General features: G+C 63.1%; 24 protein-coding genes. 16 read left to right on the forward strand and 8 right to left on the reverse strand.

What is annotated here, in order from left to right; all coding sequences use genetic code 11:
- The first annotated feature begins 44 nt into the window (after positions 1-44).
- The 10 genes from NKJ46_RS12905 (at position 45) to NKJ46_RS12950 (ending at position 10,047) form a co-directional block, all read left to right on the forward strand.
- Positions 45-644, forward strand: coding sequence for a VOC family protein (locus NKJ46_RS12905; protein ID WP_352665346.1), 600 nt, complete (start codon positions 45-47; stop codon positions 642-644).
- 143 nt (positions 645-787) lie between these two features.
- Positions 788-3,082 carry a bifunctional salicylyl-CoA 5-hydroxylase/oxidoreductase gene (locus NKJ46_RS12910; RefSeq protein ID WP_352665347.1) on the forward strand — a complete coding sequence of 765 codons (2,295 nt, stop codon included), beginning with the start codon at positions 788-790 and terminating at the stop codon, positions 3,080-3,082.
- Complete coding sequence (locus NKJ46_RS12915) at positions 3,079-3,852, forward strand: SDR family NAD(P)-dependent oxidoreductase (RefSeq protein ID WP_352665348.1); 774 nt, start codon at positions 3,079-3,081, stop codon at positions 3,850-3,852. The genes NKJ46_RS12910 and NKJ46_RS12915 overlap by 4 nt, the downstream gene beginning before the upstream one ends.
- Positions 3,846-4,316 carry a MarR family winged helix-turn-helix transcriptional regulator gene (locus tag NKJ46_RS12920; protein WP_352665350.1) on the forward strand — a complete coding sequence of 157 codons (471 nt, stop codon included), beginning with the start codon at positions 3,846-3,848 and terminating at the stop codon, positions 4,314-4,316. The genes NKJ46_RS12915 and NKJ46_RS12920 overlap by 7 nt, the downstream gene beginning before the upstream one ends.
- Positions 4,313-5,125, forward strand: a complete 813-nt coding sequence (locus NKJ46_RS12925; protein ID WP_352665351.1) for an enoyl-CoA hydratase family protein — start codon at positions 4,313-4,315, stop codon at positions 5,123-5,125. The genes NKJ46_RS12920 and NKJ46_RS12925 overlap by 4 nt, the downstream gene beginning before the upstream one ends.
- A gap of 231 nt (positions 5,126-5,356) precedes the next feature.
- Positions 5,357-6,505, forward strand: a complete 1,149-nt coding sequence (locus NKJ46_RS12930) for an acyl-CoA dehydrogenase family protein (protein ID WP_352665352.1) — start codon at positions 5,357-5,359, stop codon at positions 6,503-6,505.
- A 74-nt stretch (positions 6,506-6,579) separates the two neighbouring features.
- Positions 6,580-6,975, forward strand: coding sequence for a RidA family protein (locus NKJ46_RS12935; RefSeq protein ID WP_352665353.1), 396 nt, complete (start codon positions 6,580-6,582; stop codon positions 6,973-6,975).
- Between the two features lie 174 nt (positions 6,976-7,149).
- Positions 7,150-7,941, forward strand: coding sequence for an ABC transporter substrate-binding protein (locus NKJ46_RS12940; RefSeq protein ID WP_352448543.1), 792 nt, complete (start codon positions 7,150-7,152; stop codon positions 7,939-7,941).
- 108 nt (positions 7,942-8,049) lie between these two features.
- Positions 8,050-8,724 carry an amino acid ABC transporter permease gene (locus NKJ46_RS12945; RefSeq protein WP_292656040.1) on the forward strand — a complete coding sequence of 225 codons (675 nt, stop codon included), beginning with the start codon at positions 8,050-8,052 and terminating at the stop codon, positions 8,722-8,724.
- Between the two features lie 30 nt (positions 8,725-8,754).
- Positions 8,755-10,047 (forward strand): cysteine desulfurase-like protein, encoded by a 1,293-nt coding sequence (locus tag NKJ46_RS12950; protein WP_352665354.1) that lies wholly within the window; start codon positions 8,755-8,757, stop codon positions 10,045-10,047.
- Here the strand turns inward: NKJ46_RS12950 and NKJ46_RS12955 are convergent.
- On the reverse strand, positions 9,978-10,850 hold the full coding sequence (locus NKJ46_RS12955) for an NAD(P)H-dependent oxidoreductase (protein ID WP_352665355.1): 873 nt from the start codon (positions 10,848-10,850) through the stop codon (positions 9,978-9,980). The genes NKJ46_RS12950 and NKJ46_RS12955 overlap by 70 nt on opposite strands.
- A gap of 93 nt (positions 10,851-10,943) precedes the next feature.
- Here NKJ46_RS12955 and NKJ46_RS12960 point away from each other — a divergent pair, with 93 nt between their 5' ends.
- The gene (locus tag NKJ46_RS12960) at positions 10,944-11,864 is read left to right on the forward strand and encodes a LysR family transcriptional regulator (protein ID WP_352665356.1); all 921 of its coding nucleotides are present in this window, start codon (positions 10,944-10,946) and stop codon (positions 11,862-11,864) included.
- A gap of 22 nt (positions 11,865-11,886) precedes the next feature.
- Here the strand turns inward: NKJ46_RS12960 and NKJ46_RS12965 are convergent, their stop codons facing one another.
- From NKJ46_RS12965 to NKJ46_RS12985, 5 genes are read right to left on the reverse strand one after another with little or no spacing between them, the layout of a single operon-like run.
- Complete coding sequence (locus NKJ46_RS12965; RefSeq protein ID WP_352665357.1) at positions 11,887-12,717, reverse strand: dipeptide ABC transporter ATP-binding protein; 831 nt, start codon at positions 12,715-12,717, stop codon at positions 11,887-11,889.
- Positions 12,714-13,589, reverse strand: coding sequence for an ABC transporter ATP-binding protein (locus tag NKJ46_RS12970; protein WP_352665358.1), 876 nt, complete (start codon positions 13,587-13,589; stop codon positions 12,714-12,716). Before NKJ46_RS12970 ends, NKJ46_RS12965 begins: the two co-directional genes overlap by 4 nt.
- A 4-nt stretch (positions 13,590-13,593) precedes the next feature.
- Positions 13,594-14,511, reverse strand: coding sequence for an ABC transporter permease subunit (locus tag NKJ46_RS12975; protein ID WP_023676823.1), 918 nt, complete (start codon positions 14,509-14,511; stop codon positions 13,594-13,596).
- A 1-nt stretch (position 14,512) separates the two neighbouring features.
- Positions 14,513-15,520, reverse strand: coding sequence for an ABC transporter permease subunit (locus NKJ46_RS12980; protein ID WP_023676822.1), 1,008 nt, complete (start codon positions 15,518-15,520; stop codon positions 14,513-14,515).
- Positions 15,521-15,578: 58 nt separating this feature from the next.
- On the reverse strand, positions 15,579-17,171 hold the full coding sequence (locus NKJ46_RS12985) for an ABC transporter substrate-binding protein (protein ID WP_352665360.1): 1,593 nt from the start codon (positions 17,169-17,171) through the stop codon (positions 15,579-15,581).
- Between the two features lie 387 nt (positions 17,172-17,558).
- Here NKJ46_RS12985 and NKJ46_RS12990 point away from each other — a divergent pair, with 387 nt between their 5' ends.
- The 3 genes from NKJ46_RS12990 to NKJ46_RS13000 all read left to right on the forward strand — a co-directional run bounded on the left by NKJ46_RS12990 (position 17,559) and on the right by NKJ46_RS13000 (position 20,350).
- Positions 17,559-17,801 (forward strand): hypothetical protein, encoded by a 243-nt coding sequence (locus tag NKJ46_RS12990; RefSeq protein WP_352665362.1) that lies wholly within the window; start codon positions 17,559-17,561, stop codon positions 17,799-17,801.
- A gap of 61 nt (positions 17,802-17,862) precedes the next feature.
- On the forward strand, positions 17,863-19,608 hold the full coding sequence (locus NKJ46_RS12995) for a long-chain fatty acid--CoA ligase (RefSeq protein ID WP_352665363.1): 1,746 nt from the start codon (positions 17,863-17,865) through the stop codon (positions 19,606-19,608).
- Between the two features lie 37 nt (positions 19,609-19,645).
- Entirely contained in the window at positions 19,646-20,350 is a 705-nt protein-coding gene (locus NKJ46_RS13000) for a class I SAM-dependent methyltransferase (protein ID WP_352665475.1), read from the forward strand.
- On the opposite strand, the gene NKJ46_RS13005 is transcribed toward NKJ46_RS13000, so the two are convergent.
- Positions 20,334-21,056, reverse strand: coding sequence for an HAD family hydrolase (locus NKJ46_RS13005; protein ID WP_352665364.1), 723 nt, complete (start codon positions 21,054-21,056; stop codon positions 20,334-20,336). The genes NKJ46_RS13000 and NKJ46_RS13005 overlap by 17 nt on opposite strands.
- Before the next feature lie 5 nt (positions 21,057-21,061).
- On the reverse strand, positions 21,062-22,705 hold the full coding sequence (gene pgi / locus NKJ46_RS13010; RefSeq protein ID WP_352665366.1) for a glucose-6-phosphate isomerase: 1,644 nt from the start codon (positions 22,703-22,705) through the stop codon (positions 21,062-21,064).
- Positions 22,706-22,958: 253 nt separating this feature from the next.
- Between pgi and pdxR the strand changes: the two genes are divergently transcribed.
- Both pdxR and NKJ46_RS13020 read left to right on the forward strand, forming a co-directional pair.
- Positions 22,959-24,452 (forward strand): MocR-like pyridoxine biosynthesis transcription factor PdxR, encoded by a 1,494-nt coding sequence (pdxR, locus tag NKJ46_RS13015; RefSeq protein WP_352665367.1) that lies wholly within the window; start codon positions 22,959-22,961, stop codon positions 24,450-24,452.
- 193 nt (positions 24,453-24,645) lie between these two features.
- Positions 24,646-26,235 (forward strand): trimethylamine methyltransferase family protein, encoded by a 1,590-nt coding sequence (locus NKJ46_RS13020; RefSeq protein ID WP_352665368.1) that lies wholly within the window; start codon positions 24,646-24,648, stop codon positions 26,233-26,235.
- Positions 26,236-26,238: the final 3 nt, after the last annotated feature.

Consider the following 26,238-nt stretch of genomic DNA (forward strand, 5'->3'; position numbering starts at 1 on the left):
GAACGTGCGCCGACAAGTCAGCTCGCGAACGGAGGAGAACTGGAATGAAATACGCAATCAGAAACACGATGTTTGCGGCCGCCCTGCTCGGCTCGATGGGGACAGCCTCGGCTGATTCGATACCCGGCATGCGGGGCCACGACCACACCGGGGTCACCGTCCCCGACATGCAGCAGGCGGTCGATTTCTTCACCGAAGTGGTTGGCTGCAAGAAGGCGATGTCGTTCGGCCCGTTCGCCGACGACAAGGGCACATTCATGCAGGATCTGCTGGGCGTCGATCCCAAGGCGGTGATCGAGGAGATCACCCTGGTCCGCTGCGGACACGGGTCGAACATCGAGCTGTTCAAATACACAGCGCCGGACCAGAAGGACCTGACGCCTCGCAACAGCGACATAGGCGGCTTCCATATCGCCTTCTATGTCGACGACATCGCCGCCGCAAAAGCCTATCTTGACGGCAAGGGAGTCAAGACGCGGATGGGACCGCTGCCAGTTACCGAAGGCCCAGCCGCCGGCCAGACCATCCTCTATTTCCAGGCGCCTTGGGGCTTGCAGTTGGAAGCGATCAGCTATCCCAATGGCATGGCCTATGAAAAAGATGCGGAGACGGTGCTGTGGAGCCCGAAGAACCTGGAAAAATAGCCCGGGACGTCTCTGGCCTGCGCAAGCCGACTGCCGGCAAGCCGGGTTTCTGAGGCGGATTGTTTCAATCCTGAAACTTCAAGCTTGAATTAATCTGCCTCAGGCGTAAACTCGACAAATAGAAGCGAAGAGGAGATCGCACGATGAAAGTTGCGGTTCTCGGCGGCGGACCAGCCGGGCTCTACTTTGCCATCTCGCTGAAGCTCAGGGATGCCGCGCATGAAGTGACGGTGTTCGAGCGCAACCGTGCCGATGATACGTTCGGCTGGGGCGTCGTGCTGTCGGCCGAAACGCTGGAGAACCTGACCAAGAACGACCCGGTCAGCGCCGTCTGGATCCGCAAGCACTTCGCCTATTGGGACGACATTGCCGTCATCCATGACGGCGTGCGCACGGTCTCGACCGGCCACGGCTTTTGCGGCATCGGCCGCAAGCGGCTGCTCACGCTGCTGCAGCGGCGGGCGCGCGAACTAGGCGTCAAACTGGTCTTCGAAACCGACATCGCCGATCCCAAGCCGTATATGGAGACGCACGATCTGGTTGTCGCCGCCGACGGGCTGAACTCGAAAGCGCGGGGCGCCTTCATCGACGTGTTCAAGCCCGATATCGACATCCGCAAATGCAAGTTCGTCTGGCTCGGCACCCACCAGAAATTCGACGACGCCTTCACTTTCATCTTCGAGAAAACCGAGCATGGCTGGGTATGGGCGCATGCCTACCAGTTCGATAGCGATACCGCGACCTTCATCGTCGAATGCAGCGAGCAGACTTGGCAGCGCTTCGGCTTCGGCGCGATGTCGCAGCAGGAGTCGATTGCCGCCTGCGAGCGCATCTTTGCCAGCCATCTCGGCGGCCACGCGCTGATGACCAACGCCAATCATATCCGCGGCTCGGCGTGGATCAATTTCCCACGGGTCTTGTGCGAACGCTGGTCCTACAAGAACCTGACGCTGATGGGCGACGCGGCGGCGAGCGCGCATTTCTCGATCGGTTCCGGCACCAAGCTGGCGCTGGAAAGCGCGGTGGCGCTGGCCGACTATGTCGAGTCCGAACGGGACCTCGAGGCCGCCTTTAACAAATATGAGGATGCGCGGCGCACCGAAGTGCTGAAGCTGCAGTCGGCGGCGCGCAATTCGCTCGAATGGTTTGAGGAGGTCGAGCGCTATCTCGGCCTCGATCCGGTGCAGTTCAACTATTCGCTTTTGACACGCTCGCAGCGCATCAGTCACGAGAATTTGCGGCTGCGCGATGCCGAGTGGCTGGCCGGCGCCGAGGAATGGTTCCAGCGCCAGGCCGGCGCCGGGGGCAATAATCTGCGTCGCGCGCCAATGTTTGCGCCGTTCCGGCTGCGCGACATGGCGCTGCAGAACCGTGTCGTCGTCTCGCCGATGGCACAGTACAAGGCGGTCGACGGCTGTCCGACCGACTGGCATTTCGCCCATTATGCCGAACGGGCCAAGGGCGGCGCCGGCCTCCTCTACATCGAGATGACCTGCGTCAGCCCGGAGGGCCGCATCACGCCTGGCTGCCCCGGTTTCTATGCGCCCGAGCATGAGGTCGCCTGGAAGCGGCTGGTCGAGTTCGTCCATGGCGAAACCGAGGCCAAGATCTGCGCCCAGATCGGCCATTCCGGTGCCAAGGGGTCGACCATGCTCGGCTGGCAAGGAACCGACGTGCCGCTGACCTCGGGCAATTGGCCGGTCATGGCAGCGTCTTCCGTGCCGTGGTCGCTGGAAAACCAGGTGCCGAGGGCGATGAACCGCGCCGACATGGATATGGTGCGCGACCAGTTTGTCGGCTCGGCCGAGATGGCGGCGCGCTGCGGCTTCGACATGCTCGAAATACACGCCGCGCACGGCTATCTCCTGTCCTCCTTCATCACGCCCTTGACCAACCGGCGCACCGATGCCTATGGCGGCTCGCTGGAAAACCGCATGCGCTACCCCTTGGAAATCTTTCATGCGGTGCGCGCCGCGTGGCCGGCCGAGAAGCCGATCTCGATGCGCATCTCCGCCAATGACTGGCTGGGCATTGAAGGCGTGACGCCGGCCGATGCCGTAGAGATCGCGCGGCTGCTGCATGAGGCCGGCGTAGATATCTGCGACGTATCTGCCGGCCAGACTTCGGCCGTGGCAAGACCGGTCTATGGCCGCATGTTCCAGACGCCGTTTTCCGATCGTATCCGCAACGAGGTCGGCATGGCTACGATGGCGGTCGGCAATATCTATGAGCCGGACCACGTCAACTCGATCCTGATGGCGGGCCGTGCCGATCTCGTCGCACTGGCTAGGCCGCATCTTGCCGATCCCTACTGGACGCTGCACGCGGCTGTCACGCTTGGCGATCGCGGCGTCAAATGGCCGGATCCCTATCTGCCCGGCCGCGACCAGCTCTACCGGCTGGCCGAACGCGAAGCGGCAGCGGGGCTGAAAGTATGAGTGCCGCCGCGACGATCTCAGGGCGTCATGCGCTGGTCACCGGCGGCGGCTCCGGCCTCGGCCGCGCAATCGCGCTGGCACTGGCCGGTGCGGGCGTTAACGTGACCATCTGCGGCCGGCGCGAAGCGGCGCTGGCTGCGGTCGCCGCCGAGAACAAGCGCATCTTCGCCAATGCCGCCGACGTCGCCGACGAGGCATCGATGGCGTCGCTCTACCAGGCCGCGGAAGCGGCACGCGGACCGTTCGACATCGTCGTTGCCAATGCCGGCATGTCCGGCAGCGCCCCGGCGCAACGGACCTCGCTGGCAGACTGGCAGCGCACGCTCGACGTCAACTTGACCGGTGCGTTCCTGACCGTGAAGCCGGCATTGGCCGGCATGGCAGTGCGCAAGACTGGCCGTATCATCTTCGTCGCTTCCACTGCCGGACTGAAAGGCTATCCCTATGTCGCAGCTTATGTTGCCGCCAAGCATGGCGTCGTCGGCCTGATGCGGGCACTCGCTGTCGAGACCGCCAAGTCCGGCATAACAGTGAATGCCGTGTGCCCCGGGTTTGTCGAAACCGAGATGCTGGAGAGCGCCGTCCAGCGCATCGTCGAAACGACCGGCCGCTCGTCCGAGCAGGCACGGGCAAGCCTTGCCGCGACTAACCCGCAAGGCCGCTTCATCCAGCCGGAAGAAATTGCGGCCGCCGTACTTTATCTGTGTGGCGACGCCGCCCGGTCGATTACCGGGCAGACGATTTCGATCTCCGGAGGTGAGACATGGTAGCCGGTCCCCTACCTGCCCCGTCCGGACCCGGCAAAGACCGCCTGCGGCTGTGGATACGCCTGCTGCGCGCCTCGCGCACCATCGAGGCCGAGCTGCGCGAACGCCTGCGGCAAGAGTTCAACACGACGCTGCCACGCTTCGACGTGATGGCCGCGCTCTACAGGGCGCCGGAGGGCATGCTGATGAGCGATCTTTCGCGCTTCCTGCTGGTGTCCAACGGCAATGTCACCGGCATTATCGACCGCCTGGTCTCGGAAGGGTTGGTGATGCGGGCCCGACGCAATGGCGACCGCCGCACCTCGATGGTGCGGCTGACGACGGAGGGGTCGAAGACTTTCGCCGTGATCGCCGCCGCCCATGAGAAATGGGTCGGCGAGTTGCTGGGCAATGTGAGCGAGGACGAGGCGCGCCGGCTGACCGGCATGCTGACCTCCTTCCGCAGCAATTGGGAGGGACGGGAATGACGAAGATGGCGGGCCGCAAGCCGAAGCATTTCCTCTGGCAGGTCGAAGGCAAGGTCGCAAAGATCCGGCTCGACCGGCCCGAACGCAAGAACCCGTTGACCTTCGACAGCTATGCCGAATTGCGCGACACTTTTCGCGACCTCGTCTATGCCGACGACGTCGATGCAGTGGTGTTCCTGCCCAATGGCGGCAATTTCTGCTCGGGCGGCGATGTCCATGAAATCATCGGCCCGCTGGTCAAGATGGACATGAAGGCGCTGCTCGCCTTCACTCGCATGACCGGCGATTTCGTCAAGGCGATGTTGAATTGCGGCAAGCCGATTATTGCGGCGGTCGACGGCGTGGCGGTCGGCGCCGGCGCGATCATCGCCATGGTCTCCGATATCCGCATCGCCACGCCACAGGCCAAAACGGCTTTCCTGTTCACCCGCGTCGGCCTTGCCGGCTGCGACATGGGCGCCTGCGCGATCCTGCCGCGCATCATTGGCCAGGGCCGCGCCGCCGAGCTGCTCTATACCGGCCGCACAATGAGCGCCGAGGAAGGCGAGCGCTGGGGCTTCTACAACCGGCTGGTCGATGCCGCAACGCTCGAGGCCGACGCGCTCGACATGGCCGCGCGCATCGTTTCCGGCCCGACCTTCGCCCATGGCATGACCAAGACGCAGCTGAATCAGGAATGGTCGATGGGGCTTGACCAGGCGATCGAAGCGGAAGCGCAGGCGCAGGCGATCTGCATGCAGACCCGCGATTTCGAGCGGGCGTACACGGCTTTCGTCGCCAAGGAAAAACCGGTGTTCGAGGGGGATTGAGAATGATCGCTTCCATGGGCACGCTGGCGGGACAGCACCCCCCTCTGGCCTGCCGGCCATCTCCCCCTCAAGGGGGGAGATTGGATGTCAGGCCCGCTTTCGCCAATCTCCAAAATCGCAGGGAGAGCCGTGGCAGCGAAGCTGCCAATTTCCCCGCTAGAGGGGGAGATGTCCGGCAGGACAGAGGGGGGCGCCGTGGAGCGCCAGGGCCGGAGAACTGTGGAGGCAGCAATGCCTGACCGTTCCTTCCTCACCTGGCCGTTCTTCGAGGATCGTCACCGCGAGCTGGCGGAGCGGCTGGAGACATGGTGCGCCAAGAACCTGCCGGTTGCGCATGACGATGTCGACGCCGCCTGCCGCGAGCTGGTGGCCAAGCTCGGCAAGGACGGCTGGCTGAAGCCGACGGCGCCCGATACCGACAACCCCTCACCGCTCGACGTGCGTACGCTCTGCCTCACGCGCGAGACGCTGGCCCGGCATGACGGGCTGCCCGATTTCGCCTTCGCCATGCAAGGGCTCGGCACTGGTGCGCTCAGCCTGTTCGGCTCGCTCGAGCAGCAGCATTGGCTGGCTAAGACACGGGCCGGCAAGGCAATTTCGGCTTTCGCGCTGTCGGAGCCGCGCTCGGGATCGGACGTCGCCAATATGGAAATGACGGCCACGCGCGACGGCGACAGCTATCTCCTATCCGGCGAAAAGACCTGGATCTCCAACGGCGGTATCGCTGACTTTTATGTTGTCTTTGCCCGTACCGGCGAGGCGCCCGGCGCCAAGGGGCTTTCCGCCTTTGTCGTGCCTTCCGAAACCGAAGGGCTGATCGTTGCCGAGCGGCTGGAGGTGATTGCGCCGCACCCGCTCGCCCGGCTGTCCTTCGACAATGCACGCATTCCAGCCTCGGCGCTGATCGGCAAACCCGGTGACGGTTTTCGCATCGCCATGTCCGTGCTCGACGTGTTCCGTTCGACTGTCGGCGCAGCGGCACTCGGCTTTGCCCGGCGCGCGCTGGACGAAAGCATCGCAAGAGTGGCCGAGCGCAGGCTGTTCGGTGCGCCGATGGCGGAGCTGCAGATGGTGCAGGGCCACATCGCCGACATGGCGCTGGATGTCGATGCCGCCGCGTTGCTGGTCTATCGTGCCGCCTGGACCAAGGACATGGGCGCGGCTCGGGTTACCCGCGAAGCCGCCATGGCCAAGCTGTTCGCTACCGACAAAGCGCAAGAGGTGATCGACAAGGCTGTGCAACTGCATGGCGGCGACGGCGTCCGCAAGGGCCATATCGTCGAAAGCCTGTATCGTGAGATCCGGGCGCTGCGCATCTACGAGGGAGCGTCCGACGTGCAGAAGGTGGTGATTGCACGGCAGGTGATGGGGGCGGCCTGAGACCGGAGTTGTGTGGAAGAATTGATTGTCTTTGAGTTTTAAGCGACCGGATTTGAGCATTGGGAGGTTTTGACATGCACACCATCCTGCAGCCGGAAGGCTGGGCGAAACCCGTCGGCTACGCCAATGGCGTCGCCGCGCGTGGACAGCTTGTCTTCGTCGGCGGGCAGGTCGGCTGGAACGGACAGGGCCGCTTCGAGACCGATGATCTTGTCGGCCAGGTGCGGCAGACGCTGGCCAATATTGTCGCCGTGCTCGCCGAGGCCGGCGCCACGCCGGAGCATATCACCTCGATGACCTGGTACTTTACCGACAAGGCGGAATATCTGGCCAATCTCAAGGGGATCGGCGAGGTCTATCGCGAGGTGATCGGCCGGCATTTTCCGGCGATGGCCGCTATGCAGGTGATGGCGCTTGTCGAGGATCGCGCCAAGGTTGAGATCCAGGCCACGGCGGTTATTCCGGAGTGATGGCAACACGCGGCAATTTTTTAAGCTTAAAACTTTCGCCTTGAAAAGCGCGGTACTTTGGATAGCATCGATCTTACGACTGCCGTGCCGGGAGGGCTTTCCGGCAGTCCGGTCACTTGGCCTATCAAAACCGTGCGGGGCCAAACCCGTCCGATCACAACCAGAGGAACGAAAATGAACTTCACCCGTCGCAACCTGCTGCTTCTTGCTGCCGCCATCGGCATCGCCGGCGGCCCGGCCTATGCCGAAGGCACGCTGAATGTCGGCGCCTATCCGACCAATCCGCCTTTTGAATACAAGAACGAGAGCGGCACGTTCGAGGGTTTCGAAGTCGACATCATCAATGAGGCGGCAAAGCGTATCGGCATGACCACTGATATCGCCGATCTCGGTTTCCAGGCGCTGTTCGCCGCCACCACCTCGAAGCGCATCGACGTCGCCATCTCGTCGATCACCATCACGCCGGAGCGGCTGAAGTCTCAGTCGTTCACGCAGCCCTACTATGATTCCGACATGGGCATCGCCGCGAAGGCCGACAGCCCAATCAAAGCCGAGGCCGACCTCAAGGGCAAGATCGTCGGCGTGCTGTCCGGCTCGACCGGCGAAGCCTGGGTCAAGGCCCACCAGGAAGCGGACGGGTTCAGTGACGTCAAAGGCTACGACACGCAGCAGAATTTGCTGCTCGATCTCAGCTCCGGCCGCGTCGATGCGGCGGTCAGCGATATTCCGGGCCTGGAATATTCTTTCACCAGGATGAAGGATCTCGCCGTAAAAGAGCGCATCAAGACCGGCGAGCAGTACGGCCTGATGATGACCAAGGACCACCCGCTGCTCGGCAAGCTGAACGACGCGCTGACCGCGATGAAGAAGGACGGCACGCTGGCCGCGATCCACAAGAAGTGGTTCGGCAGCGACGCACCGGCCGATTCCTCGACCGTCAAGGAAATACCTATGCCGAAGGCCTGAACGTCAGTTCGCGCTTAAATGTCGTGCCGGCTTTCGTGCCGGCACGATTTCGGATTTCGGGCTCGGGCTCGAGCGTCGCGGGACGCCAAACGTTTCGGGAATGCTGCGATGTCGCTGCTGGACACCTTCTTCAACGCCGACGTCATGGTCTCCAGCCTGCCGGCGCTGCTGCGCGGTTTCCTGAACACGCTGCTGCTTGGAATCATGAGCATCGGCATCGGTATTCCCGTCGGCCTCGCGATCAGCCTGGTGCGGCTCTATGCGCCAAAGCCGCTTCGGCTGCTGGCTGTCGGTTACATCGACATTTTCCGGGCGATGCCGGTGCTGGTCGTGCTGATCCTGATCTACTATGCGCTGCCGTTCCTCGGCATTCGCCTGTCATCGTGGACTTCCGCGGTGATGGCGTTCGCCATCATCATGGCGGCCTATTCGGCCGAGGTGTTCCGCTCCGGTATAGAGAGCATTCCGCGCGGCCAGTTTGAGGCGGCGCAGGCGCTCGGCCTGCCGTTCTTGCTGACCTTGCGCAAGGTAGTGCTGCCGCAGGCGATCCGCGTGGTCATTCCGCCAATGACCAGCAATTGCGTTTCGATGTTCAAGGATACTTCGCTCGCATCCACCGTGGCGCTGCCCGAACTGCTGAAGGAAGCGACCAACGCGCAGTCGCTCTATGCCAACCCCTCACCGCTGATCGGCGCGGCGCTGGTCTATCTCATCTTTCTCTGGCCGATGGTCCGTCTCGTCAGCCTCCTTGAACGCCGCTTCCAAACCGAAAAGACCCGCTGAATCTGTCAGCGCACTTCGCAGGAGACGACCTTGAACCAGCATCAGATTTCGAAAACCGGCGATGCCGCAGCTTTCCCGGTCGAGACGATCCGCGCCATGTTTCCCGCCTTGCAGCAAGCCGGGGACTTCGTCTTCATGGACAATGCCGCCGGCGCACAGATCCCGCAAAGCGTGCTCGATGCGGTCACCAACCATTTGGTCGCGCATAATGTGCAGCGCGGCGGCCGCTATGGCCGCAGCGTCACCGTCGATCAAGCCGTCGCCGGCGCGCGCGAAAGCGTGGCCTTGCTGATCAACGCCACCAACCCGGCGGAAATCTGTTTCGGAATGAACGCCACTTCGTTCATCCGCCTGGTCAGCCTCGGCATCGGCCAGATGCTTTCCGAGCGACCAAACGAGGAGCGTGATGAGATCGTCATCACCGACATGGACCACGACGCCAATATCGCGACGTGGCTGGCGCTGGCGCCGGCCGGCGCCAAGTTCAAATGGTGGCGGATGCGCGAGGACGGTAATCTGCATGTCGACGATTTGCGCCCGCTGGTCTCCGAGCGCACCCGGCTCGTGGCCTGCACGGTGACGGCGCATTCGATCGGCTCGATTGTCGACGTTGCCTCCGTGGCTGGGATTGCGCATGCGGCAGGCGCTGAAGTGTTCCTCGACTGCGTGCATTACGGACCGCACGGGTTGATCGATGTGCAGGCCTGGGATTGCGACTATCTGGTCTGCTCCGGCTACAAGAATTTCTCGCCGCATATGGGCTTCCTGTGGGGCCGCTTCGAAACGTTGAAGCGCCTGCCGACCTTCCGCGAGGATTTCATCCCCGACGAGCCGCCTTACAAGATCGAGGCCGGTACCTTCATCTACGAGAACGTCTCCGGCATGGACGCCGCGGTGCGCTACCTCGAATCGATCGGCCGCAATTTCGCTCCAGCCAATAACCGGTCGCGCCGCGACAACATCGTCGCCGGTATGAATGCCATCCGCGACTACGAGCAGGTGCTGGCGCGCGAAATGCTGGCGGTGCTCAAAGATTGTGGCGCTACGATCTACGGCGTGGCCGAAGAGGCACGCCTCAGCGAGCGCGTGCCGACGTTCTGCTTCAACATCGGCACGCTGTCGCCGCAGAGGATCGTCGAGGAGATGGCCGAGATGCAGATCGGCATCCGCGACGGCCACATGTATGCGCCGCGCCTGATGAAGCGGCTCAATCTCAGCATGGACAGCGGCGCCGTGCGCGCCTCGCTGGTGCATTACAATACGATCGAGGAAGTCCGGCGCTTCGGCGAGGCGCTGCGCACCATCATCGCCCGGCTGTCCTGATCGGGCTGGCCGGCGGCGCCGGCGCAATTCTCGTGGAGCGCGAAGGCGGTCGCACCCGGGTTCTCCAGGCCCGGGCGCAATTGCATGCTTGGGATCAAGTAATCGCCACCATTCTGCTGCCGATAAGGAATGGGCCGGATTGTCTCGAGCGTCCGCATCCTCTCGCGCAGTCGCTCCGCGACAGGCTCGAAATCGGACTCCCCGAAACGGTCCACCCTGTAGACCACGAACGGCGGAAGCACGTCGTAGCCCGGATAGTAGAGAATCCCGTGATTGATCGGGAACAGCAGGTCGTCGATCGGGCCGTTGACGCCGCGGGCGGAATAATGCTCCTCCCAGCCGCCGGTGGTCACGATCAGCATCGCTCGCTTGCCGGCGAGCGTTCCCTCACCAAAGCGGTCGCCCCACCGCTTATCGCTGTGCTCGCCGACGCCATAGGCGAAGCCGTAGGCGTACACTCGATCGACCCAGCCCTTGAGGATCGCCGGCATGGCGTACCACCACAGCGGGAACTGGAGGATCAGGGTGTCGGCCCATAGCAGCTTGTCGATCTCGGCTTTGACGTCATCGGTCAGAGTGTTCGTCGCGAAAGCCTTTTTGGAGGCGCCGGCCGGCAGGAAACGTGCTTCGGGCGGCCACGACGGAAAGTCGGCACGGTCTACCTCGGATTTCCAGCCATCGGCATAGAGGTCAGACACCCGCACCTCGTGGCCCTGGGCCTCGAGTTCCCTGATGGCGACGTCACGCAACGCGCCGTTGAGCGAACGCGGTTCAGGATGAGCAAAAACAAGCAGGACTTTCATGGGTCTACTCCGAAGAAGGGCGATAGACACCAAAGGTAGCCAGCCGTTGGCTGATCCGCTATATGTAGGAAATGTATAAGATAATGCCGAATAATGGATAGATCGGACGTCACTCTCGAGCGCATGCGCACCTTCGTTCGCGTCGCCGAGCGCGGCAGCCTCTCGGCGGTGGCGCGCGAGCTCGGAGTTGGACAGTCGACGATCACACGGCATTTGCGGGAACTCGAGGAGGCCGTCGGCGTGCCCTTGCTCAGCAGGACCACCCGGCGTGTCACGATGACCGATGAAGGCAGCCGTTACTATGCCGACAGCGTCCAGATCCTGCGCCTCGTTGAGCAGGCCGGCGATGAGGCGCGGGGCACGCGCGGCGCGTCGGCCGGCACGATCCGGATATCCTGCACGGCGGCGCTCGGGGTCTTGCATGTCAGCCGGCTGATCTTCGGCTTTCAAGACAGCTATCCCGACATCGGCATCGATCTCAGCCTAACCGACGAGCGCATCGACCTTGTGCGGGAGGGCGTCGACATCGCGCTTCGTCTCGGTCCGCTCACCGACAGCTCGATGAAACTGCGGGCGCTCGGCCAGTCCCGACGTCTGCTGGTGGCGGCGCCGGCCTATCTGGCGGCGCGCGGCAGACCGGCTGTCCCGCAGGATCTGCCTGGCCATGAAGGCATCCGGATGTCGAACATCGCGGGAAGCGACATGCTCGTCCTGCAGGGGCCGGGCGGCGAGACTTTTGCGGTGCCCTTTGGCGGGCGATTTCGTGTGGACCATGTGCTTGCCGCGCGGGAAGCCCTTGTCGCCGGACGCGGTATCGCACCCGCCCACCACTGGCTTGTCGACGATCTCCTGGCGGCCGGCCGGCTGGAGGTGGTCATGCCGGGCTATTTTCCGCCTCCCGTCCCGCTGAGCATGCTGATCGTTCCGGAGCGTGCGGGCATTGCCCGGGTGCGGCTACTGGTCGACTTTCTCGTCGAGCAGACCTCCGGCATTCCGGGTATCGAGAAGCGGTAGCCAGCCGGCAAACCTCGCCGGATCAGGCGGCCTTCTTCTTCGCCAACCTGGCCTTGATGCTGGCGACGTCGGCACGCGGCGTCGCCGCAAACAGCGTCCTGGTGTAACTGTGCTTGGGGTCGGCGAAGACCTCGTCGCGCGAGCCGTATTCGACCGCTTCGCCGAAATACATCACCATCACGTCGTCGGCGATGTAGCGCACCACCGACAGGTCGTGGCTGATGAAAACATAGGTCAGCTGAAACTCGTCCTGCAGGTCGGCGAGCAGGTTCAGCACCTGAGCCTGCACCGACAGGTCAAGCGCCGAGACCGGCTCGTCCAGCACCAGGAGGCTGGGGTTGAGCATCAGCGCGCGGGCGATGGCGATCCGCTGGCGCTGGCCGCCCGAAAACATATGCGGGTAGCGATTATAGTGCTCGGGGCCGAGACCGACCTTCTTCAGCATCTTCATGGCAAGATCGCGCCGCTCGTCGGCCGTGCTGTCGGTGTTGATGAGCAGCGGCTCGCCAAGCACGTCGCCGATCTTCTGGCGTGGATTGAGCGAACCATAGGGGTTCTGGAAGACGATCTGCACCTTGCGACGCATTTCCTTCGACAGGCCGTCCCTGGCGATGTCCACCTTCTTGCCGTCGATGAAAAGCTCGCCGGAGGTCGCCGGATCGATCAGGGTGATGATGCGGGCAAGTGTTGACTTGCCGCAGCCGCTCTCGCCGACGATGGCCAGCGTCTTGCCCTTGTCGACGCTGAACGAAACACCCTTGACCGCATGAACCGTACGGGCAGGGCGGAAAAGCCCGCCGCCGACATGATAGTCGCGCACGATGTTCTTGCCTTCGACTACCGTCACGCTCATGAGGCGGTTCCTCCTGCGGACCGCGCTGCGACTACAGATGGGGCCGGCTCGAACAGCATGTCGGAAACAGTAGGCAACCGGTCGCCGACGGCGTTTTCCGGCAGCGCCGACAGGAGCGCGCGCGTGTAGTTGCTCTTGGGGGACTCGAACAGCGACAGCACGTCGGCCTCTTCCATCTTGCGGCCCTTGTACTGGACGATGACACGGTCGGCGGTCTCGGCGACCACCCCCATATTGTGGGTGATCATGATCAGGCCCATGCCATATTTGGCCTGCAGGCCGACCAGCAGATCGAGGATCTGCTTCTGGATGGTGACGTCGAGCGCTGTGGTTGGCTCGTCGGCGATCAAAAGCTTCGGATTGCAGGCGATGGCGATGGCGATCATGACGCGCTGGCACTGGCCGCCCGACATCTGGTGCGGGAAGGAGCCCAGCCGTTCCTCGGGGTCGGCGATGCCGACGAGCTTCATCAGTTCAATGGCGCGCGCCCGGCGCTGGGCGCGGTCCATACCCATGTGGAAGCGCAGCACCTCCTCAATCTGGAAGCCGACGGTAAAGCACGGGTTGAGGCTGGCGACCGGCTCCTGGAAGATCATCGAAATGTCCTTGCCGACGATCTTGCGCCGCTCGGATGGGCCGAGCTTAAGCAGGTCGATGCCGTCGAAGGCCATGCTGTCGGCCCTCACTGTCGCGGTGTTGGGCAAAAGCCCCATCACCGCCAGCATCGCCACCGACTTTCCCGAACCGGATTCGCCGACGATCGCCAGCACCTCGCGCGGTTCGACCGACAGGTCGATGCCTTGTACCGCCATGAATGGTCCGGCGGCGGTGTCGAACGAAACGGTCAGGTTCTTGATCTCGAGAAGAGGCATTGGATTATGACCTCTTCAGCTTGGGATCGAAGGCATCGCGCAAGCCATCGCCGATCAGATTGATGGCAAGCACAGTGATCAGGATGGCAAGGCCGGGGAAGGTCACCACCCAAGGCGCGCGCAGGATGAACTCGCGCGCCGAGGCCAGCATCGTGCCCCATTCCGGCGTCGGCGGCTGCGCACCGACACCGAGGAAGCCGAGCGCCGCAGCCTCGAGAATAGCGTTGGAGAAGGACAACGTGGCCTGCACGATCAGCGGTGCCAGGCAGTTCGGCAGGATCGTCCTCACCATCAAGCGAAGATGACCGGCACCAGCCACCTTGGCGGAGATCACATATTCGCGGTTCTTTTCTGCCATCACGGCGGCGCGGGTGAGGCGCGCGAAATGCGGCTGCAGCACCAGCGCGATCGCCAGCATGGCGTTGAACAGGCCTGGGCCGAGGATCGCCACCAGCACCAGCGCCAGAAGCAGCGACGGGAAGGCCAGGATGATATCCATGATGCGCATGATCAGCGTGTCGACCCAGCCGCGGAAATAGCCGGCGAGCACGCCAAGCACGATGCCGCTGGTGAGTGAGAAGACGACGACCACCAGGCCTATGAACAGCGAAAAACGCGCCCCGAAGATCAGCCGCGAAAGCATGTCACGGCCGACCGCATCGGTGCCGAGCAGGAACATCGATTTGCCGCCTTCCTGCCAGGCAGGAGGCGCCAGCAGTGCATCGCGAAACTGCTCGTCGGGCGAATGCGGGGCGACGAACGGCGCAAAGATCGCCACCAGCACCAGCGCCGAAAACACGACAAGGCCGATGACGGCCCCGGTGTTCATCGAGAAATAGTGCCAGAACTCGGCGAAAGCCCGTTGCCTGCCGCCTGTCGGGATGGAGGCGGCGGTAGCTTCGGCGGCGGATTCGTCGGTCATCTCACTGCACCCGGATGCGCGGGTTGATGACGGCGTAGAGCACGTCGACGATCAGGTTCACCGCCATGACGATCAGCGCGATGATCAGCAATCCGCTCTGCACGACGACATAGTCGCGCTTGCCGATGGCGTCGATCATCCATTTGCCGATGCCTGGCCAGGAAAAAATGGTCTCGGTCAGAATGGCGCCCGCCATCAATGTGCCGACCTGCAGGCCAATGGTGGTGACCACCGGGATCAGCGCGTTGCGAAAAGCGTGCAGACCGATGACGCGGCGCGGCGCCAGGCCCTTGGCGCGCGCGGTGCGGACATAGTCCTCGCCCAGCACCTCGAGCATCGCCGAGCGCGTCTGGCGCGCTATGACGGCGAGCGGGATCGTCGCCAGCACGATCGACGGCAGGATCAAATGGCTGACGGCAGATTTAAAAGCGCCGCTCCTGCCGGAGATCAGGCTGTCGATGAGCATGAACCCGGTCGTCGGCCTGAAGAAATACTGCAGGCCGATGCGGCCGGAAACCGGCGTCCAGCCGAGATAGCCGGAGAAGAAGATAATGAGCAGCAACCCCCACCAGAAGATCGGCATCGAATAGCCGGTCAGGGCGACACCCATCGTCGCCTGGTCGAACCACGAGCCGCGCTTGACCGCGGCGAAAATGCCGGCGGGGATGCCGAGCAGGACGGCGATGATCAACGCCACCGTCGCCAGTTCCAGCGTGGCTGGAAACAGCGCCTGGAATTCGCCGAGCACCGGCCGCTTGGTGGCAATGGATATGCCGAAATCGCCGGTGAGGACCCTGCCGATATATTCCAGGTACTGGATGACATAGGGCCGGTTGTAGCCAAACTGCTCGATGAGCTGGGCGTAGCGTTCGGGGCTGACGCCACGCTCGCCGGCCAGGGCCAGGATGGGATCGCCAGGCAGAAGCCGGACGAAGGCGAACGCCGCCAGCGATATGCCGAACACGGTCGGGATGATCAAAGCGAGCTTGTGGAGGAGATAACGGAGCATCTTGCTTCATAGAACGGCGGCGCGGGAAGTCCAGCGCCGCCGTTCAATTTCTCAGGACTTATTCGGTGACGTCGACGCCGTCAAACCGATGAATGCCGAGCGGGTCCATAACGAAGCCCGACACCTTCTTGTTCATCGGCATGAAGACCTTGGAGTGGGCGATGGTCAGCCACGGAGCCTCACGCTTGAACACCACCTGAGCTTCCTCGTAGATCTTGGTGCGCTCGGCGACGTCGGTCGTCGCCTTGCCCTTCTTCAGCAGATCGTCGAACTCCTTGTTGCACCAGATCGCATAGTTGGACTGGCCGATAGCATCGCAACCGAGCAGGAACAGGAAATTGTCCGGGTCGCCATTGTCACCGGTCCAGCCCAGTTCAAAGGCGCCGTCACGATCCTTGGCCTTGCCGCGTTGGCGGTATTCGGTCCATTCGTAGCTGACGATCTCCGCCTTGACGCCGACGGCAGCGTAGTCGGCCTGGATCAACTCGGCCACGCGCTGGGCGTTCGGGTTGTAGGGTCGGCTGACCGGCATTGCCCAGATCTTCATCGACAGATCCTTGACGCCTGCATCGGCCAGCATCTTCTTGGCCGCCTCGGGATCATAGGGATCGTCCTTGATGTCCTTGTTGTAGGACCACATGGTCGGCGGAATCGGATTGACGGCAACCTTGCCGGCGCCCTGATAGACGGCGTCGATAATCGCCTTCTTGTTGACCGCCATGTTGAGGGCCTTGCGGACCTCGACCTTGTCGAAAGGCGGCTGCGTCGTGTTGTAGGCGAGATAGCCTATGTTCAGGCCTTCCTGCTCGTCGACCTTGAGGTTCGCGTCACCCTGCAGCCCGGCAATGTCGGCCGGCGCCGGGTATGACATGATATCGCACTCGCCTGCCTTCAGCTTCTGCGCGCGCACGGCCGGATCGGGCGTGATGGCGAAGATCAGATCATCGATCTTCTGGCGGCCGCCATAGTAGCCGTCCCACGCCGCATAGCGCACGACCGCATCGACCTGATAGTCGACGAACTGGAACGGACCAGTGCCGACCGGCTTCTGGGTGAACTGCTGCCTGGTGCCGGCCTTGTCGAGCTGGTCGGCATATTCCTTGGAGACGATCGAGGCGAAATCCATGCCGAGGTCCGGCAGGAACGCGACTTCAGGCTTGTTCAGCACGAATTTCACCGTCAGGTCGTCGACCTTGACGATTTCCTTCAGGAGATCGGGGAAGCCCATGCCGGTGAAATATTCCCAGCCGGTGCCTTCCAGATAGCTGTACCACGGGCTTTCTTTCTTCCACTGGCGTTCGAAGGAAAAGATCACGTCGTCGGCGTTGAGGTCGCGCGTCGGCGTGAAATAATCGGTCGTCTGGAATTTCACACCCGGGCGAAGCTTGAAGGTGTATTCGAGACCGTCGTCGGAAACCGTCCAGCTCTCGGCCAGGCCGGGCGAGATGGTGGTCTTGCCATGCTCGAACTCGACCAGGCGCGAATAGATGGTGCGCGACGAGGCATCGAAGTCGTTGCCGCCGCTCCATGGCGACGGGTCGAAGCCGGCCGGCGAAGCCTCCGAGCAATAGACCAGTTGTTTTGCATTGGCCATGCCGCCGAGGACGCTTGCAGCCAGCAACGCGGCTGCAAAAGTCAGTTTCTTTTTCATTGAGCACTCCCTGATGTTCTTCCAAGCCCCTCTGTCAGGCTCGCGAAGGCCGCATATAAGCACCGTTTTTCTAGCTTTGGAACTGCTTGTTTGCCTAACCCACGGGAAGCAGAAAAAAATTCCGGCACGCGACAAATTGTGGAAAAAACGAGCCGAATCCGCAGATCACGACATTATTAGCGACTTCAATTTTTTGTTGATCGGTAATGCCGCCAATTGGGGGGAATCGAGCCGTTCGGCTCAAGAGATGCGCGTCCGAAAACCGGTCGCGGCCAAGAGGTTTGACAGCAAGTCTTACCGCACTCCAAGTGGCGAGGCTTGCACGGCCGCCGCGTGTGGCAATACATAGATAGATGGACAGTGTGCTGGATTTCCCAGGTTCCGGCCATGGCGGCAAGCGTGGGATACCTTTGTTGGTCAGGGGCGGCGGCGCGCAAGCATGCCGAAACAATAAGAACGATTGAGGGAGCGACAGGTGGCAAAACCGGCAAAGACAACCAACGCGGCGAAAGCAAAGGCCGAGGCAGCATCGAAAGCGGTCAAGTCAAAAACGGCCGCCGCCAAGCCGACGGCTACCGCGAAGGCAAGCGCGAAGCCGGCGGCGAAGACCACGGCTGGAACGGCTGCTAAACCGGCAACCGGCAAGACGGCGCCCGCTGCAAAGTCTGCCGCCAAGCCGGCGGCGAAGGCAATGCCGACAGCGCCAAAACCGCCGGCAGGTCCGGCCAAGAGATTACCGAAGGCGATCACGTCGCTGGCCGCCGGCCTGCCGGAAAAACCGTGGCTCAAGAGTTATCCAAAGATCGTGCCGGCCGAGATCGGCGCCCTGCCCTCCAGCTCGATCGGCGACTTTCTCGTCGCGGTGTGCAAGCAGTTTGCGAATCGGCCGGCCTTCGTCTGTATGGGCAAATCGATCACCTATGCCGACCTCGAGCGACAGTCGGCCGCCTTCGGCGCCTATCTGCAATCAACGGGACTGCAGAAGGGCGCGCGCGTCGCGCTGATGATGCCGAATGTGCTGCAATATCCGGTGGCGATTATGGCAGTGCTTCGCGCCGGCTATGTCGTGGTCAACATCAATCCGCTCTACACGCCGCGCGAGCTGGAGCACCAGCTCAAGGATTCCGGCGCTCAAGCCATTGTCATCCTCGAAAATTTCGCCTGCACCCTGCAGGCGGTGATCGCCAGGACCGCGGTCAAGCATGTCGTGGTCGCCTCGATGGGCGACATGCTCGGCGGGCTCAAGGGACCAATCGTCAACTTCGTTGTACGCCGCGTCAAGAAGATGGTGCCGGCATGGTCGCTGCCCGGCCATGTCAAGTTCAACGCCGCGCTGAAGGCCGGCACCGGCATGGCTTTCAGGCCCGCAAAGGTCGCGGCCGACGACATCGCCTTCCTGCAATACACGGGCGGCACGACCGGCATCTCCAAGGGCGCGATGCTTTTGCACAGCAACATTTTGGCGAACGTCGCGCAGAACGCGCTATGGGCCGAAGACGCCTTTACGGTCAAGCCGAAGCCGGCGCATATGAACTTCCTCTGCGCGCTGCCACTCTATCACATTTTTGCGCTGACGGCGAACGTGCTGGTAGGCATGCAGCAAGGCGCGCAAAACGTCCTCATCCCCAATCCGCGCGACATTCCCGGCTTCGTCAAGGAGCTGCAGAAATACCCGATCCACATCTTTCCGGGCCTCAACACGCTGTTCAATGCGCTGCTCAACAATGAGGATTTTCGCAAGCTCGATTTCAAGCCGCTGATCCTGACGCTGGGTGGCGGCATGCCGGTGCAGAGGGCCATCGCCGAACGCTGGAAGGCGCTGACCGGCTGCCCGATCAGCGAGGCCTACGGGCTCACCGAGACCTCGCCGGGGGCAACCATCAACAAGTTCAGCGACGGCGTTTACACCGGCACGATCGGCCTGCCGCTGCCCTCGACCGAGATCGCCATCCGCGACGACGACGGCAACAATTTGCCGCTCGGCGAAGTCGGCGAAATCTGCATCCGCGGACCGCAGGTGATGGCCGGCTACTGGAACCGGCCAGACGAGACCGCCAAGGTGATGACCGAGGATGGCTTCTTCAAGTCGGGCGACATGGGCTTCATGGACGAGCGCGGCTACACCAAGATCGTCGACCGCAAGAAGGACATGATCCTTGTTTCCGGCTTCAACGTCTATCCGAACGAACTCGAGGAGGTGGTGGCGCAGCATCCGGGCGTACTCGAAGTGGCGGCGATCGGCGTGCCGGACGAGCATTCGGGTGAAGTGCCGAAGCTGTTCGTCGTCAAAAAGGACCCGGCACTGACCGCCGAGATGCTGACGGCTTATTGCCGCGAGAACCTGACCGGCTACAAACGCCCCAGATATATCGAGTTCCGCACCGAACTGCCGAAGACACCGGTCGGCAAGATCCTGCGCCGGGCGTTGCGGGGCTAGGCGCAGCTTGAGTCATTGCATCGCCGACGCCCACGCCATGGATACAGGTGCGCGTCCGGACCCGGCAGAGTTCATCCGGGCGAACATGCGGATCGCGGCAGTGCCTGCGATTCCCGAAATTCGGCTTTACACCGCCCATCCGGGAAGCGGGCTCAGGCGGCTTGTCGAGTGGAACCAACACGCGACCGAAGAAGACGGCCCTGAACCGGAGCCACCGTACTGGGCCTATGTCTGGGCCGGCGGCGCGGTGCTCGCCCGCTACATACTCGACCGGCCGGAGACCGTGGCCGGCCGTCGCGTGCTCGACCTCGGCGCCGGTTCGGGTCTCGTCGGCATCGCAGCGGCAACAGCCGGGGCAAGCGCGGTCGTCGCGGCCGAGATCGATCGCAATGGTGTGGTTGCGCTCGGCCTCAATGCGACTGCGAACGGCGTTGTGATCGCGACGATCGGCGAGGACATCACCAGCGGTCCGCCGCCACCGGTGGACATCGTGGTGGTCGGCGACCTGTTTTACGCCCATGATCTTGCCGGCCGGGTCCTTCCTTTCCTCGACCGCTGCCTTGGGGCCGGCATCGCCGTGCTGATCGGCGATCCGGGCCGCGCCTATCTGCCCCGCTCGCGGCTTCGCCTGCTGGCCGAATACGAGGTGTCGGATGTCGGCGAAGGCAGGAATGCGGCGATGAAACCGAGCGGCGTGTTCTCGTTCGGACCAGCCAGCTGCGAGTCTAGACCGTCTCGCTGACTCGGGCGGAAAGAAAATCGGGCAGATCGGCAACTGAATCCAGGATGACGTCGGCGATCTGCGACAGCGATTCACGTGTGCCGGTGCCGGACAGCACGCCAATCGCCAGGCCACAGCCGCCGGCGCGCGCCATCTCCAGATCGTGGCGATTGTCGCCGACCATTGCGATCGTCGCCGGCCTGAGCCCTGTCAGATCCGAGAAGGCAAGGATCGTGTCCGGCGCCGGTTTTGGATTGGCCACCGCGTCGTAACCATAGGCGGCGTCGAAAAGCTGCGCGACGCCCAGCGTGACCAAGGTTTTTTCAGCGCCGCTGGTCGAGTCGTTGGTGGCGACGCCAAGCCGGTAGGATTTTCTGTGAAGCAGGCCAAGCGTCTCGACCACACCCGGTAGCGCCACCGCCATTGCCGATCCCTGCGCCGAAGTGATGGCGTTGAAGCGGGCGACGGCAAGCATCTGGTCCTCGTCGGACAGCCGTGGAAACCACAGCTCTACGACGTCCATGTTGGTGCCGGAGGCAAAAATCGAATCCGGCTTGAAGTGCTTGGTGGCGAAGTCGAAGCCCGCCGCCGCAAGCAGCCTGTCTGCTTTCCAGCGATCGCCTTCGGCCGCATCCATCGCCATGAAGTCGGCGATGCCCAGCCATGTCGCGTTGAAATCTACGAGCGTGCCGTCCTTGTCGAACAATATTGCCTTGATGTCCGCCAAGCTTTTCACTCCAGGCCGCGCAAGCGGTGAATGTAATCCACCAGTCCGGCAGTCGAGGCATCCCGCTTTGCGGCGTTCTCCTTGCCTTCAACGACGGGCAGCAGCCCGGTCGCCAGTTCCTTGCCAAGCTCGACGCCCCACTGGTCGAAGGAGTTGATGTTGAACAGGGTGCCTTCGACGAAGACGCGGTGTTCGTAGAGCGCAATCAGCCGTCCGAATGTGTGGGGGTCGAGTTTCCTGTAGAGGATCGTCACCGAGGGGCGGTCGCCGGAGAAGACGCGGTGCGGAGCAATCCTGTCGACATCAGCCGGCTTCATGCCTTTGGCCAACATCTGCGCGCGGGCTTCCTCAAGCGTGCGGCCCTTCATGAAGGCTTCCGACTGCGCCAGGCAATTGGCAAGCAGAAGGTCGTGGTGATGCTTCAGGTCCGGCTCGTGGCCGACGGCAGCGGCAAGGAATTCGACCGGAATGAAATCGGTGCCCTGATGCAGAAGCTGGAAGAAGGCATGCTGGCCATTGGTGCCGGGCTCGCCCCAGACCAGCGGGCCGGTCGGCGTCGTTACAGCGCCGCCGTCCAGGGTGACGCTCTTGCCGTTCGATTCCATGTCGAGCTGCTGCAGGTAGGCCGGCAGCCTGGACAGGCGCTGATCGTAGGGGATGACGGCGCGAGCGGGGTATTTGCAGACCACCCGGTGCCACCAGCCAATCAACCCCATCAGCGCCGGCAGGTTCTTCGCCAGCGGCGCGGTGCGGAAATGCTCGTCCATCTCATGGGCGCCGTCGAGAAAGGCGCGAAAATCCCTTGGCCCGATGGCGATCATCACCGGCAGACCGATCGCACCCCAGACGGAATAGCGGCCGCCGACCCAGTCCCAGAAGCCGAAGACGCGATCGGGTGCGATGCCGAAATTGGCTACCAGGTCGAGCGCCGTCGAAACGGCGGCGAAATGCTTGCCGACGGCTTCCTTGCCGAGCGCCTTCTCGACCCATCCGCGCGCGGTCTCGGCATTGGTCATCGTCTCGACTGTGGTGAACGTCTTGGAGGCGATGATGAACAGGGTGGTTTCGGCGGAAAGACCCTTCAGCGTGTCGTGGATATGGGCACCGTCGATATTGGACACGTAATGCGCGCGCGGCCCGTCATGATAGGGTGCCAGCGCCAGCGTCGCCATGGCCGGGCCGAGATCGGAGCCGCCGATGCCGATGTTTACGATGTCGGTGATCTTCTTGCCGGTCGCGCCGGCCGCCTTGCCGGAACGCACCGCGTCCGCGAAGGCACCCATCGCGTCAAGTACGGCAAGGACTTCCGCCTTCACGTCCTGGCCGTCGAGCACGATGCCCTTGCCGGTCAGGTTGCGTAGCGCCGTGTGCAGCACGGCACGGCCTTCAGTGACGTTGATCTTCTTGCCGGCAAACATCGCGTCGCGCCGGCCTTCGAGGTCGGCGGCCTCAGCCAGCTTCTCCAGCAACTCCATCGTCCGCGCATCGACCGCGCATTTCGACCAGTCGAGCAGCAGGTCGCCGTCGCTGGCGGAGAATTTCTCGAAGCGCTGCGGATCGGCAGCGAAAGCCTCGCGCATCGAGCCCGATTTGGCCGCACGATGATCGCGCAATGCGTCGAGCTGCTTTTGAAAGGACGATTGATCCACTGCTTCGCTCCGGTCTCTTGAGATGCATCTTATCAGGCCGGATGTTTCCGGCGCGTGTCGTCGCGGCAAACTATCGGGTCGAATTCCATCTGTTTCAATGCGCAGCGATGCCGCAGCGCGGCGCGGGCCGGCGCAAAGGATCACTGGCATAAATCCCAGCGATCAGAAAAATTGATTGGCGCAACACCTTGTGCCACCGGTACATTCGACTGGTCCAGCCAAGTGAAAAAGCTGGCCATCGAGGAACATCCCCATGCCACAGCGAAACGACACGGCCATATGGTCCGGCCTGTTCCGGATTTCGGCGGAATCCGGTCAGACCCTGCAGGCGCAGATCCGTCAGGCGATCGTCGCCGCCATCCTCGACCGGCAGATCGCGGCTTCCATGCCGCTTCCGTCCTGCCGGATTCTTGCCGAAAAGCTCGGCGTAGCGCGCGGCACCGTGGTGCTGGCCTTCCAGCAGTTGGTCGACCAGGGCTTCCTGGTGGCCCGCGAGCGCCGCGGCCATTTCGTCAATCCCGAAGTGCTGGCGACGCCGGCCAAGCCGCACCAGAAGGCGCCCGACCAGGCCAACGAGATCGACTGGAAGGCGCGCCGGCAGATCGCGGCGAGCGACATGCCACCGCCGGCCAAGCACGACAACTGGATCAAGTCGTCCTACCCCTTCGTCTATGGCCAGTTCGACCCGGCGCTGTTCCCGACCGCCGAATGGCGCGAGTGCAACCGCATGGCGCTGGCGGTGCTCGAAATCCGCAACTGGGCGTCCGACATGGTCGACCGCGACGATCCGCTCCTGATCGAGCAGATCCAGGCCCGGCTGCTGCCGCGACGCGGCATCTTCGCCAATCCCGACGAGATCATCGTGACGCTGGGCGCCCAGAACGCGCTTTACATGCTGGCGACGCTGTTGATGACCAAGGGCTCGAAGGTGGCGATGGAGGACCCGGGCTATCCCGATGCACGTTCGATCTTCCGGCTGGCCGGCGCCGAGATCCAGCCGGTTCCGGTCGACCACTCCGGCATCGTAACCTCGGCTATTCCCAATGATTCCGGCTTCGTCTTCGTCACGCCCAGCCACCATTGCCCGACCATGGTGCCGCTGTCGGCAGAGCGGCGGCAGGACCTTTTGGCGCGCGCCAACCGGCACAACCAGATCATCATCGAGGACGGCTATGACAGCCAGCTCTTGGACGAGGCGCCGCAGCAGGCGCTGAAGAGCCTCGATCGGTCCGGCCGCGTCGTCTATGTCGGCTCGATGTCGAAGACGCTGGCTCCCGGCCTCAGGCTCGGCTACATCGTCGCCTCGGCCGGGCTGATCTCCGAGCTTCGGGCGCTGCGCCGCTTCATGCTGCGCCATCCGCCGGCGAACAATCAGCGGGCCGTCGCATTGTTCCTGTCGCTCGGCCATCATGAGGCGCTGGTGCGGCGGCTGTCGAGCGCCTTCGACGAGAGGCGCAAGCGTCTGGTCCATGCGATTTCCGCCTTCCTGCCGGAGTGGCGCTCGACCGATTCGGCAGGCGGCACGTCGCTCTGGCTCGAGGGGCCGCGCGGCACCGATTCGCGCGGGCTGGCGGAGGCCGCGGCCTCGCGCAGCGTCATCATCGAGCCTGGCGACCGCTTCTTCGACCGCACCGAAAAGCCTTCGCGTTTCATGCGCTTGGGCATTTCCTCGATCGCGTTGCAGCACATCGAACCCGGCATCCGCGAACTGGCGACGGCAGCTGGACGCAGGCCGGCAGCGGCTTGATTACCCTTCTCCAATCGGAGCCGGCGCATGTAGTGCGGCTCCGGTTCTTTAGCTCCTTGGCATATGCGACGGGACCGGCTGGCACATAGGCTGTGCCAATGCCGGCGGCATAGTCGCTGTATAAAGGGGACGAAGCAGGCCGATGGTGGACCAACCGCCGCGCCCGCTCCGCAGCTAAAGTTGGAGTGCCTTCATGCCAATGGCCCATGAGAAGCAGGACGTGTCCGCAGACCAGCGTTCGCGGCGGTCCGGCGGCCGCGAGGCGCGCCGCGCCATGCGGGCGGCACCGCTTGCCGACGACGTCAAGCCGGTGCGTGCCGGCCTCGAAGGCGGAAGCTACAGCCCGCTCAGCGGCAATGATTGCGAACGTATTCATGAGGCCGTGCTTACCCTTCTGGAGACGGTCGGCTTCGCCAACGCCATCCCCTCCTGCATCGAGGCGCTGACCAAGGCCGGCGCGACCTTCAGTGAGGACGGCCGCCTGCGCTTTCCCCGCGGTCTCGTGCTCGACACCATCAAGAAAGCGGCACGGCACTTCACCCTCCACGGCCAGGATCCGAAGCATGACATGGTGATCCAGGGCAAGCGCGTGCATTACGGCACGGCTGGTGCTGCGGTGCATCTCGTCGATGTCGAAAAGCGTGAGTATCGCGAGTCGCTGCTGCAGGACATTTACGATGCCGCGCGCCTGGTTGAAGGGCTGGACAACATCCATTTCTTCCAGCGGCCGATGGTGCCGCGCGACATTCCCGACCCGCTCGATATGGATTTCAACACGCTCTACGCCTGCGTCATGGGCACGTCGAAGCATGTTGGCACCTCGTTTACCGTGCGTGAGAACGTCAAGCCGGCGCTCGACATGCTCTATGCGATCGCGGGCGGCGAAGAGAATTTTCGCGCCCGGCCTTTCGTCTCCAATTCCAACTGCTTCGTCGTGCCGCCGATGAAGTTTGCAGAGGACGCCTGCGGCGTACTCGAAGCCTGCGTCGAGGGCGGCATTCCGATCCTGCTGCTGTCGGCAGGACAGGCGGGTGCGACGGCACCGGCGGCGATTGCCGGCGCCGTGGTGCAGGCGGTCGCCGAAGTGCTCGTCGGCCTCATCTACGTCAACGCCATCAAGCCAGGCCATCCGGCGATTTTCGGTACCTGGCCGTTCGTCTCGGATCTCCGGACCGGCGCCATGTCGGGCGGTTCGGCCGAGCAGGCGGTGCTGACCGCGGCCTGCGCGCAGATGGCGCAATTTTACGACCTGCCTGGCGGTTCGGCCGCCGGCATGACAGATTCGAAACTGCCTGACATTCAGTCCGGCTACGAAAAGGGCATAACCGACGTGATGGCCGGTCTTGCCGGCCTCAACCTGGTCTATGAATCGGCCGGCATGCACGCCTCGCTGCTCGGCTTTTGCCTTGAGAGCCTGATCATCGACAACGACATGCTCGGCCACTGCCTGCGCTGCGTGCGCGGCATCGAAGTGACGGACGAATCGCTGTCGATCGACACCATTGCCGATGTCTGTCTGAAGGGCCCGGGCCATTATCTCGGCAACGAGCAGACGCTGCGGCTGATGCAGACCGAATATTTCTATCCAGCCGTCGGCGACCGCTTTTCGCCGAAGGAATGGAATGAGAAAGGCAGGCCCGATATCCTGCAGCGGGCGATCATCGAGAAGAAACGCGTGCTTGCCGAACGCTTCCCGCGCCACGTGCCGAAGCCGGTCGACGACAAATTGCGCGCCCGTTTCGGCGATATGATCAAGCTGCCGCGCGGCAGAATGGGCGGCTGAGCG

The organism is Mesorhizobium sp. M0166, from assembly GCF_040322255.1.
Classification (GTDB): domain Bacteria; phylum Pseudomonadota; class Alphaproteobacteria; order Rhizobiales; family Rhizobiaceae; genus Mesorhizobium.

Excerpts from the sequence above, each read along its gene's own strand:
- NKJ46_RS12905 (WP_352665346.1), top strand. The coding sequence starts at position 45 with ATGAAATACGCAATCAGAAACACGATGTTTGCGGCCGCCCTGCTCGGC.
- NKJ46_RS12910 (WP_352665347.1), top strand. The coding sequence starts at position 788 with ATGAAAGTTGCGGTTCTCGGCGGCGGACCAGCCGGGCTCTACTTTGCC.
- NKJ46_RS12915 (WP_352665348.1), top strand. The coding sequence starts at position 3,079 with ATGAGTGCCGCCGCGACGATCTCAGGGCGTCATGCGCTGGTCACCGGC.
- NKJ46_RS12920 (WP_352665350.1), top strand. The coding sequence starts at position 3,846 with ATGGTAGCCGGTCCCCTACCTGCCCCGTCCGGACCCGGCAAAGACCGC.
- NKJ46_RS12925 (WP_352665351.1), top strand. The coding sequence starts at position 4,313 with ATGACGAAGATGGCGGGCCGCAAGCCGAAGCATTTCCTCTGGCAGGTC.
- NKJ46_RS12930 (WP_352665352.1), top strand. The coding sequence starts at position 5,357 with ATGCCTGACCGTTCCTTCCTCACCTGGCCGTTCTTCGAGGATCGTCAC.
- NKJ46_RS12935 (WP_352665353.1), top strand. The coding sequence starts at position 6,580 with ATGCACACCATCCTGCAGCCGGAAGGCTGGGCGAAACCCGTCGGCTAC.
- NKJ46_RS12940 (WP_352448543.1), top strand. The coding sequence starts at position 7,150 with ATGAACTTCACCCGTCGCAACCTGCTGCTTCTTGCTGCCGCCATCGGC.
- NKJ46_RS12945 (WP_292656040.1), top strand. The coding sequence starts at position 8,050 with ATGTCGCTGCTGGACACCTTCTTCAACGCCGACGTCATGGTCTCCAGC.
- NKJ46_RS12955 (WP_352665355.1), bottom strand. The coding sequence starts at position 10,850 with ATGAAAGTCCTGCTTGTTTTTGCTCATCCTGAACCGCGTTCGCTCAAC.
- NKJ46_RS12960 (WP_352665356.1), top strand. The coding sequence starts at position 10,944 with ATGGATAGATCGGACGTCACTCTCGAGCGCATGCGCACCTTCGTTCGC.
- NKJ46_RS12965 (WP_352665357.1), bottom strand. The coding sequence starts at position 12,717 with ATGAGCGTGACGGTAGTCGAAGGCAAGAACATCGTGCGCGACTATCAT.
- NKJ46_RS12970 (WP_352665358.1), bottom strand. The coding sequence starts at position 13,589 with ATGCCTCTTCTCGAGATCAAGAACCTGACCGTTTCGTTCGACACCGCC.
- NKJ46_RS12975 (WP_023676823.1), bottom strand. The coding sequence starts at position 14,511 with ATGACCGACGAATCCGCCGCCGAAGCTACCGCCGCCTCCATCCCGACA.
- NKJ46_RS12980 (WP_023676822.1), bottom strand. The coding sequence starts at position 15,520 with ATGCTCCGTTATCTCCTCCACAAGCTCGCTTTGATCATCCCGACCGTG.
- NKJ46_RS12985 (WP_352665360.1), bottom strand. The coding sequence starts at position 17,171 with ATGAAAAAGAAACTGACTTTTGCAGCCGCGTTGCTGGCTGCAAGCGTC.
- NKJ46_RS12990 (WP_352665362.1), top strand. The coding sequence starts at position 17,559 with ATGGCGGCAAGCGTGGGATACCTTTGTTGGTCAGGGGCGGCGGCGCGC.
- NKJ46_RS12995 (WP_352665363.1), top strand. The coding sequence starts at position 17,863 with ATGCCGACAGCGCCAAAACCGCCGGCAGGTCCGGCCAAGAGATTACCG.
- NKJ46_RS13000 (WP_352665475.1), top strand. The coding sequence starts at position 19,646 with ATGGATACAGGTGCGCGTCCGGACCCGGCAGAGTTCATCCGGGCGAAC.
- pdxR (WP_352665367.1), top strand. The coding sequence starts at position 22,959 with ATGCCACAGCGAAACGACACGGCCATATGGTCCGGCCTGTTCCGGATT.
- NKJ46_RS13020 (WP_352665368.1), top strand. The coding sequence starts at position 24,646 with ATGCCAATGGCCCATGAGAAGCAGGACGTGTCCGCAGACCAGCGTTCG.